Raw genomic sequence first — 14,866 nt, forward strand, 5'->3', positions numbered from 1 at the left:
GGGGTCGCCGGGATCGGCTACCTGACGCTCGCCGCCCTCTGGCGGGCGGCCCCCGACCCCGTGACGACCGCGCTCGTCGTCGTCGGTACCGGACTGCTGGTCGGCTACCTGAGCTACCGGTTCGGCACGTCGGCGGTCCTCTCGCGGCTCGAGGCCGTCGAACTCCCGCGGTCGCGGGCCCCGAAGCTCTACTACCGTCTCGACCGCCTCGAGGAACGGATGGGCGTCGGCGCGCCGACGATCTACGTCGCTCAGCTCCCGGCGCCCAACGCGTTCGCCATCGGCTCGGCGCGCAGCGGCGCGATCGTCCTCGACCGGTCGCTGCTTCGGTTCCTGACCGTCGACGAACTCGAGGGGCTGCTCGCCCACGAGCTCGCCCACCTCGAGGGGTACGACGCGTTCGTCCAGACGCTGGCGCTGAGCGTGTTCCAGACGGTCGCCGGACTCCTCTTTCTGCTGTGCTCGCCGCTCCTGCTGGCGATCGTCGGCGCCGCGCGAGCGATCGCGTGGATGCGCGGCCGCCCCGGCGCGTGGCCGCGCACGATCTTCGGTCGCCTCCTCCGGCGCCTCGAGCGCGGCGTCCAGCTGGCGTTCCTGCTGGTGACCCTCGCCGTCCGCGCCCACTCGCGCCGGCGGGAGTACGCCGCCGACGACCGTGCGGCCGCGGTCACCGGGAACCCGCTCGCGCTCGCCCGCGCGCTCCGGAAGATCCAGCGCGTGGCCGATCCGCGCCGGGGGCTGCTCTCGCCGCTGTACGTCCACACCGAGGACGACGACTGGACGCGACTCTTCTCGACGCACCCCGACACGAGCGAGCGGGTCGAACGGTTGGTCGAACGGGCGCGGACCGGCTCGGCGAACGGCCGGTCGAAACGGGTTCAGTGAGCGCCTCGAGACGGTCCGGACTAGCGAGAACGATATCGTAGCAGGGTTGTTGGTGACGTAGAACCGACGAACGGTAGCGGCGATCGTCTCGAGCCATCCGAGAACGCGTTTCGGTGTGAGTAGTGGCTATCGTCGAACGGGAGAGGACAGCGCGACGACTCGAGAACGGGACGCGACAGGATCGAACGTGACGGCCGTTCACACGCCGGTCCAGCCACACTCGACGCACCTGAGAACGCCGCCGTCGTCGATCGTCGTTCCCGAACAGGTCGGACAGGAACTCACTCGCGTGCCGCCGTCGGTGACCGCGCGCTCGCGCTCGAGTTCGGCCGGCAGCGTCGGGTGACAGCTCGCACAGACGCGCTCGGTCCGCCGATGGGTCATGGTCTCCGTTCGGGTTCGGTGCTCGAAGAGACGGGATACCTCGTCACCGCAGCGTTCGCATTCGACCATTGTGTGCCAAACATCACCACACTAGAGTATAAGTGTTTCCCACATATTGATATATTCGAGTGTTCTTAGCCAGTCTGGCGCCCTTACCGACCTACTATAGGACATTAGTAGTCCATATATAGATAAAATAGACTGATTTTCAATCTGCGTGCGGAAGGGGACGGGTTCGACCGATGCGACGAACGGTACCGTTCGCGCTACGGGAGGCTGAATCGAGCGTCCGCGAACCCGCAAATACTTTTGGCTGCACGGGTCGTACCTCGAATCATGTACGTGCGGGACGCGAAAAACAGGGAAGAGGTCTGGTTGCTCGATCACATCGAGGCAATGGGGCTCGACGAGACGGCGTTCCGCTCGCGCGACTACGTCGTCGCGGTGGACGAAGCATCGGGCGAAAAGGCCGGTTTCGGACGGATCCGGATCCACAAAACCGACGACACTACGTCGGCTGACGCCGACTCCGATCGCGCCGGCGGGCGCGCGAACAACGTCTGCGAACTGACCAGCATCGGCGTGCTCGAGGGCTGGCGCGAACAGGGCGTCGGCGCCCACGTCGTCGAGCGACTCGTCGAGTACGCCGGCGACGAGGGGTTCGACACCGTCTACGCGCTGACCGGCGAGGGTGCCTACCTCGCCCAGTTCGGCTTCGAGCGCGTCGAGGAGTCGGAACTGCCGGCGGTGCTCCGGAATCGACTCGAGGACAAGCGCGACGGCGTCGATCCGGACGCCGTGCCGCTCACGATCGACGTCGATCGGTTCCGGATGCCCGATCGCCTCCGCGAGGCGTTCAAACGCGCTCCCGAGGGCCGCGAGGACGTGTCGAACGACGAATCGGCCGAAGACTTCGGGATCGACACCGAGTCGGCGACGTACAAGTACGATACGGGTCGGTAACGCGTCGGAAACGTCCCGGTCGCACTCGGTCCCGATGAGGATCGAACGACGGCTCAGTTACGCCGATCGTGCACCTGCTGTGGCTGCCTGTCGAACCCGTGGGCGAACGCGACCCACGCGATCGCGGAGACGGCGAGGATCGGCGGCAAGATTGCGAACCCCCACAGCGGATCCAGCCCCCAGCCGAGTAACAGGACGAGGTTCGCCACCCCGATCGCGAGAAACGGGGCGACGTACAGCGCCGCCCGACGGCGGTTTCGGTCGTCGTCGGTCGGTACCGGCGGTTCCATACCGGCCCTACCACGGCATCGCTGAAAAGCGGTCGTGCCGCGCCGAGAGACGGTCACGAAATCGGAGGTGTACGAGGCGACGGCGGCACCGCTCGAGACGATTCCGCTGGCGAACCGTCGCGACTCGAGACGATACTGGCCGCCTTCATGAACCTTCAAGCCCCAGCCCGTCAATCAGTAACGATAATGTTCGACCAGGACGATCTCGAGGAGATCCGTGCCAGCAAGGCGGAGTGGCACGAGGAGGAGGTCGCGCCCGTCCTCGAGCGCTTCGGCGAGCGCAAGGACACGTTCACCACCGATACCGGGGGCCAGGAGGTCGACCGACTCTACACGCCCGACGACGTCGGCGACCTCGACTACCAGGAGGATCTGGGGAACCCCGGCGAGCCGCCGTACACGCGCGGGGTCTACTCGACGGGCTATCGGGGGCGGCTGTGGACGATGCGCCAGTACGCCGGCTTCTCGACGCCCGAAGACACCAACGAGCGCTACCACTACCTGCTCGACGAGGGGCAGACGGGGCTCTCGATGGCCTTCGACCTGCCGACCCAGATGGGCTACGACTCCGACGACCCGATGGCCGCCGGCGAGGTCGGCAAGGCCGGCGTCGCCATCGACTCGCTCGCGGACATGGAGACCGTCTTCGACGGCATCCCGTTAGACGAGGTCTCGACGTCGATGACGATCAACGCGCCCGCGTCGGTGCTGCTGGCGATGTACATCGCGGTCGGCGACCAGCAGGGCGTCGACCGCTCGGAGCTCCGGGGGACGATCCAGAACGACCTCTTGAAGGAGTACATCGCGCGCAACACCTACATCTACCCGCCCGAGCCGTCGATGCGGATCATTACGGACATCTTCGACTTTTGCGCCTCGGAGACGCCGAAGTTCAACACGATCTCGATCTCGGGCTACCACATCCGCGAGGCGGGTTCGACGGCCGCACAGGAGTTGGCTTTCACGCTGGGCAACGGCATCGAGTACGTGGAGACGGCCATCGAGGCCGGCCTCGACGTCGACGACTTCGCCCCGCAGCTCTCGTTCTTCTTCAACGGCCACAACAACATCTTCGAGGAGGTCGCCAAGTTCCGCGCCGCGAGGCGGATGTGGCACGACATCGTCGAGGAGCGGTTCGATCCGGACGATCCCAAGTCCAAGCAGCTGAAGTTCCACACCCAGACCGCGGGCTCGATGCTGACCGCCCAGCAGATCGAGAACAACGTCGTCCGCGTCGCCTACCAGGCGCTGGCCGCGGTGCTCGGCGGCACCCAGAGCCTCCACACTAACGGCAAGGACGAGGCGCTCGCGCTGCCGACCGAGGAATCGGTTCGGACCGCCCTGCGCACCCAGCAGATCCTCGCCCACGAGTCCGGCGCCGCCGACACCATCGACCCGCTGGCGGGCAGCTACTACGTCGAGTCGCTGACCGACGAGGTCGAGGAGGACGCCTACGAGATCTTAGAGGAGGTCGAGGAGCGCGGCGGGATGCTTGAGGCCGTCGAGCAGCAGTGGGTCCAGCGCCAGATCCAAGACACCGCGTTCGACCGCCAGAAGGAGATCGAGGAGAAAGAGCGGATCATCGTCGGCGTCAACGAGTTCGAGGTCGACGAGGACCCCCAGATGGACGTCGAGGAAGTCACCCAGGAAGACCAGCAGCGCCAGATCGACGGCCTCGAGACGGTCCGCGCCGAGCGTGACGACGAGGCCGTCGACGCGAAACTCGAGGCGCTGCGCGAGGCCGCACAGGGCGACGCGAATCTCATGCCCTACATCATCGAGGCCGTGAAGGTGTACGCGACGGTCGGCGAGATCTGTAACGTCATGCGCGACGAGTTCGGCGAGTATCAGCCCGGCGGCGCGGTTTGACGAACTGAACCCGCGAGTTGATTCGAGTAACGCTACCGATGTGTCTCGAGTAACACTCGTTTACAGCCGCTGCCGTCGGGCGATTCGGAGACAACACTCCGTTGAGCGGGGAACTCGGGGGAACGGTCGGCTCTGTTTATCCAAATATCGGCCGACAGCGATGCCGTGAGTTACCCATGAGCGAGCGATCCGACGAGCGACTCGACGAACATCCGACTTCGGTATCCGAACCGCCGGCTGATAGCGCTGAGACCTCCCGTCGTCGCCTGTTGCAGGCCGCGGCCGCCGCCGGCGGCGTCGTCGCGCTGGGCGATATCGCGGCCGCTCAGGGGGCGGAGACGATCGAACTGGGCGGCCAGACCAGCGGCTGGGAGGGCGTCGCGCCCGAGGACATCGCGGGCGAGACGAACCCGACGCTGGAACTTGAGGCGGGGACCACCTACGAACTCACGTGGGAGAACCTCGACGGGCAGCCCCACAACTTCGTCATCGAGAGCGGCGAGGGCGACGAACTCGAGCGGACGGAACTCATGATGGAGCAGGGCGAGACCCAAACGCTCGAGTTCGAGGCGACCGAGGAGATGGCGGAGTACTACTGCGAGCCCCATTCGGCGACGATGCGCGGGGATATCGAGATCGGCGGCGGCGGTGCAGGCGGGGCGGAGCAGGACGAAGCGACTGACGAGGAGGCCGCAGCATTCTTCGATCCCGGCGCGGAGATCGGCGTGCGAACGCTCGCGGAAGGGATGACCGCCCCGACGGATATGGCGGTCGCCGACGAGGAGCAAGAGCGATACTTCGTCGCCGACCAGACCGGCGAACTGTGGGTCGTCACGGGAGACGGCCTGCAGGACGAGCCGTTCCTCGACGTCAGTGACCGGATGCTCGAACTCGGAACCTTCCGGGGCGAGTACGCCGAAGGGACCCAAGACTACGACGAACGCGGACTGCTCGGGGTCGAGTTCCACCCCGACTTCGCCGAGAACGGACGATTCTTCGTCCGGTACAGCGCACCGCCGAACGAGGAGACTCCGGATCGCTGGAGCCACGTCGCGGTGTTGTCCGAGTTTACGGTCACGGACGACGGCTCGAGCGCCGATCCGGACTCCGAGCGTCGCATCCTCGAGATCCAGTCCCCGCAGTACAACCACGTCGCCGGCCCGATGGCGTTCGGCCCCGACGGCTACCTCTACGTCCCGATGGGCGACGGCGGCGGCGCCAACGACGACATGCTGGGCCACGTCGACGACTGGTACGACGGAAACGACGGCGGCAACGGGCAGGACGTTAGCGATAATCTCCTCGGAAGTGTTCTCCGACTCGACGTCGATCAGGAGGGCGAGGATCGACCCTACGCCATTCCGGAGGATAACCCGCTCGTCGATTCCGACGAGGGGCTCGACGAACACTACGCGTGGGGCTTCCGGAACCCGTTCGGGATCTCCTTCGACAGCGACGGACGGCTGTTCGTCTCCGACGCCGGTCAGGACCTCTTCGAGGAAGCGAACCTCGTCGAGGCGGGCGGCAACTACGGCTGGAACGTCAAGGAGGGGACCCACTGCTTCAGCACGGACAGTCCCAGCCAGCCGCCCGAGGACTGCCCCGACTCGGCGCCCGACGAAGCGCCGTACGACGGACAGGAACTGCAGGACCCGATCGTCGAGTATCCCCACGTCTACCAGGAGCAAGTGGTCGGCATCACGATCATTGGCGGCCACGTCTACGAGGCCGGCGATATCGCCGATCTCGACGGGAAGTACGTCTTCGGCGACTGGACGGCCGACCCGGCGCGACAGTCCCCGCAGGGGCGAATCCTCGCCGCTTCGGAGCCGAGTGACGGGGCCGGAGGGATGACCGGCAACGGCGGCGGCAACCAGACCGAAGGGACGAGTCCCGACGACCAGGAGGATTCGGGGAACGTGACGCCCGGCGAGGGCGGGATCGAAGAGGGAGGTTTCGAGAACGAGACGAACGCGACCAACGAGACGCCCGACGCCGGCGCGGCGGACGTCGGCGGTGGCGGCCAAGAGCAGGTCGTCCCGCGAGACGAACTCTGGAACATGGAGGAACTCCAGCTCGCCGGCTCCGAAGACGGCTCGTTCCCGTACTTCGTCCGGCAGTTCGGGCAGGACCTCGACGGCAACGTGTACGTGCTCGCCAATCAGGTGGGCGTGCCCGAGGGCGACACGGGCACGGTCTTCGAGATCGTCCCGCCGGGGGAAGGCGAGTCGCTGGAACCGCCCGCGGAGGACGGAGCGGTCGAATCCGGAGACCAGGAGGCCAACGGGAACGCGACCGAGGACACGCAGGACGAGCCGATCGCCGAGGACGGGAACGTCTCGGACAACGAGAGCGTCGCGGACGAGAACGTCACGTCCGGTGAAAACGCGACCGATAACGCGTCCAGTACGAACGTGACCAGCGACGGTAGCTGAGCCCGTCGTCGCCGCGTCGCTTCGGTTCGACGGTTCGGTCCCGCTCGAGTCGACTCGAGCCACCCGCCGGGCCCGTCCTCGAACCAGCGGCGGTCGCGACTCCCTTCGCCGGCCCGGGGTTGATGGCTCCCGACGTGAAAACTGGAGCCATGCGCGAAACCGTCTCGACAGCGACCGTCACCGCAGGGAACGCCGAGATTCCGGCGCTCGGATTCGGCACCGCCAGGATGACCGGCGACGAGTGCCGGCGGGCCGTCGAGACCGCCCTCGAGGTCGGCTACCGACACGTCGACACCGCCCAGATGTACGACAACGAGCGCGCCGTCGGCGAGGCCCTCGCCGCCAGCGGCGTCGGTCGCGAGGTCGAGCGCAGCGAGACCTCGGACGGAGCGAGCGACGAAGTCGCGAGCCGTGAGGACGAACGCGGTGAGTCCGCGGAGAAGCGAGCGGGAGCTACGGGCTCCGAGCAACGCGAGGATCCCGGGAACGCGAGCGGTGAAACCGCGAGCGAGAGGCGACACGTGAGCCGGGAGGACGTCTTCGTCGTCACCAAGGTCCACCCCGACAACGCCGCGCGCGACGACGTCCTCGAATCGACCCGCGAGAGCCTCGAGCGACTCGGACTCGAGACGGTCGATCTGCTCTTGCTTCACGCGCCGAGCGACCGCGCGCCCCTCGAGGAGACGCTGACCGCGATGAACGACCTGCAGGACGAGGGCGCCGTCGATCACGTCGGCGTCAGCAACTTCTCCGTCGAGCAACTCGAGTCGGCCCGCGAACTGTCCGAGACGCCGATCGTCGCGAACCAAGTGAAGTACCACCCGTATCACCACCAAGACGACCTGCTCGAGTACTGCGTCGATCGCGACGTTTGCCTGACTGCGTACAGCCCGCTCGCGGAGGGGACCGTCCCGGGTGACGACCGACTCGCCGAGATCGGCGAGCCCTACGACAAGTCGGCGTCGCAGGTCGCGCTGCGCTGGCTCGTCCAACAGCCCGGCGTGGCGGCGATCCCGAAGGCCTCGAGCCGCGAGCACATCGAAGCGAACGCCGACATCTTCGACTTCGAACTCTCCGCGAACGAGATGGCGGCCGTGACCGAGGTCGGCGACGGCGTCTGGAACCGACTGGCCGCGAAACTCGGGCTGCACTGATCGTCGCTTCGCATTCGGGTCCGCGTTTTCACCCCGTCCTCACGGATCGAAACCCCGGTACTGCACCGGACCGCGTGAGCAATCGATCGAACCCCTCTTATGACCGACCTCCCTCGGATCGGGTAATGGATCCCGGACTCGGGTACGCGATCGTGGGCACCCTCGTCTGGGGCGTCGCGAAGACCGCCCTCTACGTCTACGCGGCCGAAGGGATCTCCCCCGAGGAGTTCGATAACTTCGACTTCGAGACCCTCGGTGGTCGTGCGGAACGATCGGCCAGTCCCGGCTCCAGCGGCCGAGCGACGCCGCAACTCGACGACTGAGTTCGAGGGGTGGTCGACTCCGTCCTCGTCGATTTTCGTCTCGGTGGGCGCGCCTGCCGACCCCGTCGATATTTGATAACTCGCCTCGAACGGGGGCCCATGCACTGTCAGTTCGATCACGCTGGAATCGCGACCGAGGACGCGGGGGAACTCGCAGACCGCTACGAAACACTGTTCGGACTCGAGACGGTTCACGAGGAGGAGTTCGACGGGATGCGAATCCTCTTTCTCGACGTGGGCGACGGGTATTTCGAGTTGCTCGAGCCGCTCGAGGGCGGAACGATCGCCCAGTATCTCGACGAGCACGGCGCGGGGATTCACCACCTGGCGCTCGCGACGGACGATATCGAGGGGGCGCTCGGGCGAGTGCGAGAGCACGACGTGCGGCTGGTCGATGAGGAGCCCCGAGCCGGCGCGTGGGGGCACACGGTCGCTTTCCTCCATCCGGGCGATACGGGCGGAGTGTTGATCGAGTTCGTCGAGCACTGAGACGGTCACCGCTCGTCGAGCGGGATTCGTTCCTTCGGTCCGTCCTCGGATAGCTCGCGCTCCGTCCTCGGATAGCTCGCGCTCCGTCCTCGGTGTGGGATCGCCGAGGTCATCGATCCGGTTTTTGCGTACCTGAGGGGTCGATGAATGAAATCTTGACTAATCCTCCGTCAGGAACTCTCGACGGGATTGCATCCGGTCATCTGACTCGTGGAGTGACTGTCGTTTTTGATCCGACCTTGGGACCGACTCTCAGATTCGGTCGGTGTTTCGCCAATGGACGACTCGTCCTCCTTCGAAAGCGTTCTGATCGCGGATTCTGGTTCCTGTTCCGCATCGGCTATCGGTGCTGGTTCACGAACGTTCTGAGCGAAAACGGGTATCGGTCGACGCCGAGAACTGGCATCCTGCCGACCTCGCCGGCAGGCGTCCTCGATCCATCAGACGGCGTGCGCTTTGACGTGAAGATCGAGTCCGCGGTCCATGATCGTCTCGACGGTAAACCCGAGGTCCCGCAGAGAGTCGAGGAACTCCTCGACGGTGGCACCGTGGTCCTCCACCGACGGGCGCGTCTCCGCCGGCCGGTGCACTTCACAGTACACCAGTCGACACTGATCATCGGCCAGCGTCTCTCGCATGCCGTCGACGACGCGCGGCTCGGCTCCTTCGACGTCGATTTTGACGACGTTCGGCTGCGGAAGCTCGTCGTCCACGAGATCGTCGCCCTTGCGGGCGGGGACCGTGACCGGACCCTCGCCGCCGGTGGCGACGCTGTCGGGTTCCAACGTGAGCGTCTCGTTCGCGTCCCAGAGCGCGTACTCGTGGACCGCTGCGTCCACGTCGTTCGTCGCGGCGTGTTTCCGAGCACGATCCGCGGCGACCGAGGTCGGCTCGAACGTTTCGACCCGGTCCGTACACTGGCCGACGAGACACGAGTGAAAGCCGAGATGGCCACCGATGTCCCAGAAGACGTCGTCATCGTCGACGTTCGAGACCATGTCTCGCACCATCTCGCGCTCGCCCTCGTCGAAAATCTGCAGGGAGCGGGCTGCATGCCCCTCCGTCGTAAACGTCGCGGTCACACCCTCGATCTCGAACGTCCGTGAGCCGCGGCCGCGCCAGTACGCCAGCGACGTATATCTCCGGATCGCCCTGACCGACTTCACGAGGAGTCGGTTCAATCCTTCCGTTCGGTATACTTCTGCTGCACGGCGAATCATTTAATGTCACGTATGAAATTATATCGTGATAACTCTTTCCTTGAATAATTATTACCAAAAATAATCATGTATTTCGAAGAGAGTCCTATTTAATCCGTTCGACTGGCCCGCTACCGCCCGTACAGTTCGTCTACTCATTGCCACCATCACGCTTCTCAGTCACGGATAATGCAACGACGACACAGCAACAGCGCCGACCGAATCCCTTTCATCAACCCACTCTACAGGCGGAGCAGGCCAAGTGCCTCGGGGCTTGACCCCGAGGCGGTTCACGAAGAATCAGTACCGCAACTGCGTCTACGACAGACAGTCCGTGATTCGATACCGACGGTTCCGTCTCGTCCAGGACGGACTACCCGAAGTTCTCGATCAATGCCTCGTCCGAATCGCCGCCGGCTGCGTCGATCGCGTCCGCGACCGCCGTGACGAAGTCCGCGAAGCCGAAGGCGTACACCTGACCGTCGTCGACGTGCGTCGCGATCGCGTCCTCGAGTTCACCGCCCGCGCCGTCTTCGTCGATTTCACCGCCTCCCGTTCGGTCCGTCTCCGACTGCCCGCTCTCGTCGACGAGGACGTCCGCGCCCGCGTCCTCGAGCGCCTCGAGCCGATCCATGTGCGCGGGCGCGTCGGCCCGATAGATGACGACCGCGTCGTGGCCCGACTCGTGGGCCGCCTCGGCGATGGCGACCGCGGGGCCGACGCCCGGGCCGCCCGCGACGACGACGACGTCCTCGTCGCCCTCGTAGGTGATCGTCCCGTACGGGCCCTCGACGTGGACGGTCTCGCCGCCCTCGAGGTCGGCCAGCCACGGCGAGAGATCGCCCTCGGGGTCGATCCCGACCGTGATCTCGAAGGTCTCGCCGACCGACGAGGACGAGAGCGTGTAGTGGCGCATGACGACCTCGTCGTCGTCGACCGTCTCGTCTCCGTCGACGTCACGGGGCACGGCCCGGAGCAGAACGAACTGGCCGGGGCGGGCGTCGAACTCCTCGGGCGTCTCGAGTTCGAGCGCGACGGTGTCGGGGCCTACTTCGCGGATCGATTCGACGGTGACTGGCGTCCCCTCGATTGGCATGTCGACCACGTTTAACGGCCGGTCGAAAAGGCGTTCCGTTCCCCGACGGGCCGTCGGTAGCGGTCCTCGAAAAGCACCGGCTCGATCGGCGTCAGATACTGAGAAACACATCATTATAGTTCGGGTACAGCGTCGCTGTCCGTCGATTTCCGGAGTCGGGCTCGTATTCCGATTCTCGTATTAATTCGATACTGAGTAATGAAATCCGTCGCTTAGCCCCGGTCATAACGGCGACTGTTGCGGAGGTCCGGCTGTGCTTTCAGAAGCCTTTTCATTTACTGGGGGCAAGGGTCGGCATAACATGGCTGAGGACCTCAACTGGGCGGTTGGAGGCGAGGCCGGGGACGGTATCGACTCCACGGGTAAGATCTTCGCTCAGGCACTCGCCCGAGCCGGACGGCACGTATTCACGTCGAAAGACTTCGCGTCGCGTATCCGCGGCGGCTACACGGCCTACAAGATTCGAACCTCCGTCGAGGAGGTCCAGAGCGTCGTCGATCGCCTGGATATCTTGGTCGCGCTCACGCAGCGAACGATCGACGAGAATCTCGACGAACTCCACGACGGGAGCGCCATTATTTACGACGGTGAGCGCTCCTGGGAGGCCGAGATCCCCGACGAGATGACGGCGGTCGACGTCCCGCTGAAGTCGCTGGCCGAGGACGCCGGCGGCGCGATCATGCGCAACATCGTCGCGCTCGGCGCCGCGTGTGAGATCACCGGCTTCGACGTCGAGTACTTAGACGAAGCCCTCGAGAAGCGCTTCGGCGGCAAGGGCTCCCAGATCGTCGAGAACAACAAGGAGGCCGCGCGCCTCGGACAGGAGTACGTCGCGGAGAACTACGACCTCGAGCATCTCGGCTACAGCGTCGAGACCACGGACAACGACTACGTCCTGCTCAACGGCAACGAGGCCATCGGCATGGGTGCGATCGCCGCCGGCTGCCGGTTCTACGCCGGCTACCCGATCACGCCCGCGACCTCGATCATGGAGTACCTGACGGGCCGGATCGAGGACTACGGCGGCCACGTCGTTCAGGCCGAAGACGAGCTGTCGGCGATCAACATGGCGCTCGGCGGCGCCCGGGCGGGCGCTCGAGCCATGACCGCGACGTCCGGCGCCGGGATCGACCTGATGACCGAGACGTTCGGTCTGGTCGCGACCAGCGAGACGCCGCTGGTCATCGCCGACGTCCAGCGGTCGGGTCCCTCGACGGGGATGCCGACGAAGCAGGAACAGGGCGACCTCAACATGGCGCTGTACGGCGGCCACGGCGAGGTGCCGCGGTTCGTCATCACGCCGACGTCGATTACCGAGTGCTTCTGGAAGACCGTCGAGGCGTTCAACCTCGCCGAGAAGTACCAGACGCCGGTGTTCCTGGTCTCGGACCTGGCGATGTCCGTCACCGAGCAGACGTTCCCGCCGGAAGCCTTCGACATGGACGACGTCGAGATCGACCGCGGCAAGCTCGTCGACGACGACGAGGTCGACGAGTGGCTCGACGCGCAGGGTCACTTCCGCGCCCACGCCGTCACCGACGACGGCGTCAGCCCGCGCGCGATCCCCGGCACGGTCGACGGCGCTCACATGTCCACCGGCCTCGAGCACGACGAGCTCGGTCGCCGAACCGAGGATCAGGACGAACGCGTCCAACAGGTCGACAAGCGCTACCGGAAGGTCGAGACCGCACAGGAAGAAGAGAACTGGGACTACCGCGAGTTCGGCGACGAAGACGCCGACAACCTCATCATCTCGTGGGGCTCGAACGAGGGCGCGCTCGTCGAAGCGCTCGACTACCTCAAGGAGGACGGGATCGACGTCCGCGTGATCTCGGTGCCCTACATCTTCCCGCGGCCCGACCTCTCGGAGGAGATCGAGGCCGCCGACGACGTGATCGTCGTCGAGTGTAACGCGACCGGCCAGTTCGCCGACCTGATCGAACACGACGTACTTACCCGCGTCAAGCGCATCAACAAGTACACCGGCGTCCGCTTCAAGGCGGACGAACTCGCCGAACAGATCACCGAGCAACTCTCCGCGGAGGTGCCTGCATAATGAGCTCAGACGTACGATTCACCGACTTCAAATCCGACAAGCAGCCGACCTGGTGTCCCGGATGCGGCGACTTCGGGACGATGAACGGCATGATGAAAGCCCTCGCCGAAACCGGCAACGACCCCGACAACACGTTCGTGGTCGCCGGGATCGGCTGTTCCGGCAAGATCGGGACGTACATGCACAGCTACGCCCTCCACGGGGTCCACGGCCGTGCGCTCCCGGTCGGGACCGGCGTCAAGATGGCCCGCCCGGACATCGAAGTGATGGTCGCCGGCGGGGACGGTGACGGCTACTCGATCGGTGCCGGCCACTTCGTCCACGCCGTCCGCCGGAACGTCGACATGTCCTACGTCGTCATGGACAACCGCATCTACGGCCTGACGAAGGGGCAAGCCTCGCCGACCTCGCGGTCCGACTTCGAGACGTCGACGACCCCCGAAGGCCCCAAGCAGCCGCCAGTCAATCCGCTGGCGCTGGCGCTGGCCTCCGGGGCGTCCTTCATCGCCCAGTCGTTCGCCTCCGACGCCCTGCGCCACCAGGAGATCATCCAGGAAGCGATCGAACACGACGGCTTTGGCTTCGTCAACGTCTTCAGCCCCTGCGTCACGTTCAACGACGTCGACACCTACGACTACTTCCGCGACAACCTCGTCGATCTCCAGGACGAAGGTCACGACCCCAACGACTACGAGGCCGCCAAGGAAGTCATCCTCGACAGCGACAAGGAGTATCAGGGCGTCATGTACCAGGACGAGAACTCCGTCCCGTACCACGAGAAACACGGCGTCACCGAGGACATGTCCGAGATCCCCGACGGTGCGCCCGACGACGCGATGGACCTCGTCCGCGAGTTCTACTAACGGCCAACGAACTGCCGCCCCTTTTTCGCGCGCTATCGGAGTAGCGACGGCGCCGTGGTGAAAGGTGACAAGTACGGAACGAGCGGTGAAAAGGACCGATCTCCCGTCGGACTCGACGAACTCGAGCCCGAACACCGAGCTGGCGCTCGATCAGACGGGGTGTTCGACGGACTCCATCAGCTCCTCGATGGTCGCCGACTCCGCGGCGAGCGCGGCGGGATAGCTGCCAACCAGCACCAGTCGGTCGCCCTCGTGTGCGAACGACGTCACCGCGACGTCGACGTCGATTTCGGCGCCCTCGAACGTCGTCGTCCCCTCGAACACGTCGACCGACCGTCCGTCGCCGAGGATCTCGAGGCCGAACGACTCCCGGTGCGTGAGGTTCTCGATCGAGGCGCCGCCGCGCTCGAACTTGCCGCGGTACTTCGAGAGCAGTTCCTCGTTGCTCAACTCCCCGATCGGATTGAACGAACGGCCCGCGACCGAGACGTCGGGGATCGAAATCGCGGCGAACGCACAGCCCTCGCCCTCGACGCCGCGGTACTCGATCTCCTTCGTGTACGTCGAGGCCCAGACCGTCGCTTCGACGTCGCGCTCGACGCCGGCGTCGACGCTCTCCTCGATGGTCTCCTGTTCGACCGCGTTCTCCTCGTAGTCGGCCGCCTCGAGCGCGTCGTCGGTCGGTGCCGCGCGTTCGGCCGCGACCTCGAGTGGGCCGTTTCCGAGCGCGAAATCGAGACAGCCGGCCGCGAGCGCGAGCGCGCCGGTCGCGCCGGACGCGAGAACCGTTCGGCGAAACGTAGTCATCATCCTGACCTTCGTCAGCAACGGTATATTCCTTGTGGCAGGCCGGCTCGGCT

At 65.6% G+C, this 14,866-nt stretch carries 14 protein-coding genes; 9 read left to right on the forward strand and 5 right to left on the reverse strand.

The annotated features are described in order from the left end of the window. Window positions 1–885, forward strand: an 885-nt coding sequence (locus C477_RS13745) for a M48 family metallopeptidase (RefSeq protein WP_008895108.1), incomplete at its 5' end; no start/stop codon positions are given. Window positions 886–1,083: 198 nt separating this feature from the next. Here the strand turns inward: C477_RS13745 and C477_RS13750 are convergent. Then, window positions 1,084–1,338, reverse strand: coding sequence for a hypothetical protein (locus C477_RS13750; protein WP_008895109.1), 255 nt, complete (start codon window positions 1,336–1,338; stop codon window positions 1,084–1,086). Window positions 1,339–1,605: 267 nt separating this feature from the next. Here C477_RS13750 and C477_RS13755 point away from each other — a divergent pair, with 267 nt between their 5' ends. Further along, entirely contained in the window at window positions 1,606–2,232 is a 627-nt protein-coding gene (locus C477_RS13755) for a GNAT family N-acetyltransferase (protein ID WP_008895110.1), read from the forward strand. 53 nt (window positions 2,233–2,285) lie between these two features. Here the strand turns inward: C477_RS13755 and C477_RS13760 are convergent, their stop codons facing one another. Then, window positions 2,286–2,522 carry a hypothetical protein gene (locus C477_RS13760; protein ID WP_008895111.1) on the reverse strand — a complete coding sequence of 79 codons (237 nt, stop codon included), beginning with the start codon at window positions 2,520–2,522 and terminating at the stop codon, window positions 2,286–2,288. Window positions 2,523–2,708: 186 nt separating this feature from the next. On the opposite strand from C477_RS13760, the gene C477_RS13765 reads away from it, so the two are divergent. The 5 genes from C477_RS13765 to mce all read left to right on the forward strand — a co-directional run bounded on the left by C477_RS13765 (window position 2,709) and on the right by mce (window position 8,792). Next, complete coding sequence (locus C477_RS13765) at window positions 2,709–4,391, forward strand: acyl-CoA mutase large subunit family protein (protein ID WP_008895112.1); 1,683 nt, start codon at window positions 2,709–2,711, stop codon at window positions 4,389–4,391. A gap of 176 nt (window positions 4,392–4,567) precedes the next feature. Next, complete coding sequence (locus tag C477_RS13770) at window positions 4,568–6,826, forward strand: PQQ-dependent sugar dehydrogenase (protein ID WP_008895113.1); 2,259 nt, start codon at window positions 4,568–4,570, stop codon at window positions 6,824–6,826. Window positions 6,827–6,975: 149 nt separating this feature from the next. Beyond that, a complete protein-coding gene (locus C477_RS24555) occupies window positions 6,976–7,980 on the forward strand; it encodes an aldo/keto reductase (protein WP_008895114.1) in 1,005 nt (334 codons plus the stop codon). A gap of 125 nt (window positions 7,981–8,105) precedes the next feature. Next, window positions 8,106–8,303: a hypothetical protein gene (locus C477_RS13780; protein WP_008895115.1), complete on the forward strand. Its 198-nt coding sequence runs from the start codon at window positions 8,106–8,108 to the stop codon at window positions 8,301–8,303. Window positions 8,304–8,402: 99 nt separating this feature from the next. Continuing rightward, window positions 8,403–8,792, forward strand: a complete 390-nt coding sequence (mce, locus tag C477_RS13785; protein ID WP_008895116.1) for a methylmalonyl-CoA epimerase — start codon at window positions 8,403–8,405, stop codon at window positions 8,790–8,792. A 440-nt stretch (window positions 8,793–9,232) separates the two neighbouring features. Here mce and C477_RS13790 read toward each other — a convergent pair whose 3' ends face one another. Together C477_RS13790 and C477_RS13795 are read right to left on the reverse strand one after the other, a co-directional pair. Further along, window positions 9,233–9,874 (reverse strand): FkbM family methyltransferase, encoded by a 642-nt coding sequence (locus C477_RS13790; RefSeq protein ID WP_160168020.1) that lies wholly within the window; start codon window positions 9,872–9,874, stop codon window positions 9,233–9,235. A 490-nt stretch (window positions 9,875–10,364) separates the two neighbouring features. Then, entirely contained in the window at window positions 10,365–11,081 is a 717-nt protein-coding gene (locus C477_RS13795; RefSeq protein ID WP_193366266.1) for a ferredoxin--NADP reductase, read from the reverse strand. A 307-nt stretch (window positions 11,082–11,388) separates the two neighbouring features. Between C477_RS13795 and C477_RS13800 the strand changes: the two genes are divergently transcribed. Together C477_RS13800 and C477_RS13805 are read left to right on the forward strand one after the other, a co-directional pair. Continuing rightward, the gene (locus C477_RS13800; protein WP_008895119.1) at window positions 11,389–13,143 is read left to right on the forward strand and encodes a 2-oxoacid:acceptor oxidoreductase subunit alpha; all 1,755 of its coding nucleotides are present in this window, start codon (window positions 11,389–11,391) and stop codon (window positions 13,141–13,143) included. Beyond that, complete coding sequence (locus C477_RS13805; protein WP_008895120.1) at window positions 13,143–14,006, forward strand: 2-oxoacid:ferredoxin oxidoreductase subunit beta; 864 nt, start codon at window positions 13,143–13,145, stop codon at window positions 14,004–14,006. Before C477_RS13800 ends, C477_RS13805 begins: the two co-directional genes overlap by 1 nt. A 150-nt stretch (window positions 14,007–14,156) precedes the next feature. On the opposite strand, the gene C477_RS13810 is transcribed toward C477_RS13805, so the two are convergent. Further along, window positions 14,157–14,816: a DUF6517 family protein gene (locus C477_RS13810; protein WP_008895121.1), complete on the reverse strand. Its 660-nt coding sequence runs from the start codon at window positions 14,814–14,816 to the stop codon at window positions 14,157–14,159. Window positions 14,817–14,866 lie beyond the last annotated feature (50 nt).

Origin of the sequence: Haloterrigena salina JCM 13891, assembly GCF_000337495.1 — an archaeon.
Taxonomy (GTDB): domain Archaea; phylum Halobacteriota; class Halobacteria; order Halobacteriales; family Natrialbaceae; genus Haloterrigena; species Haloterrigena salina.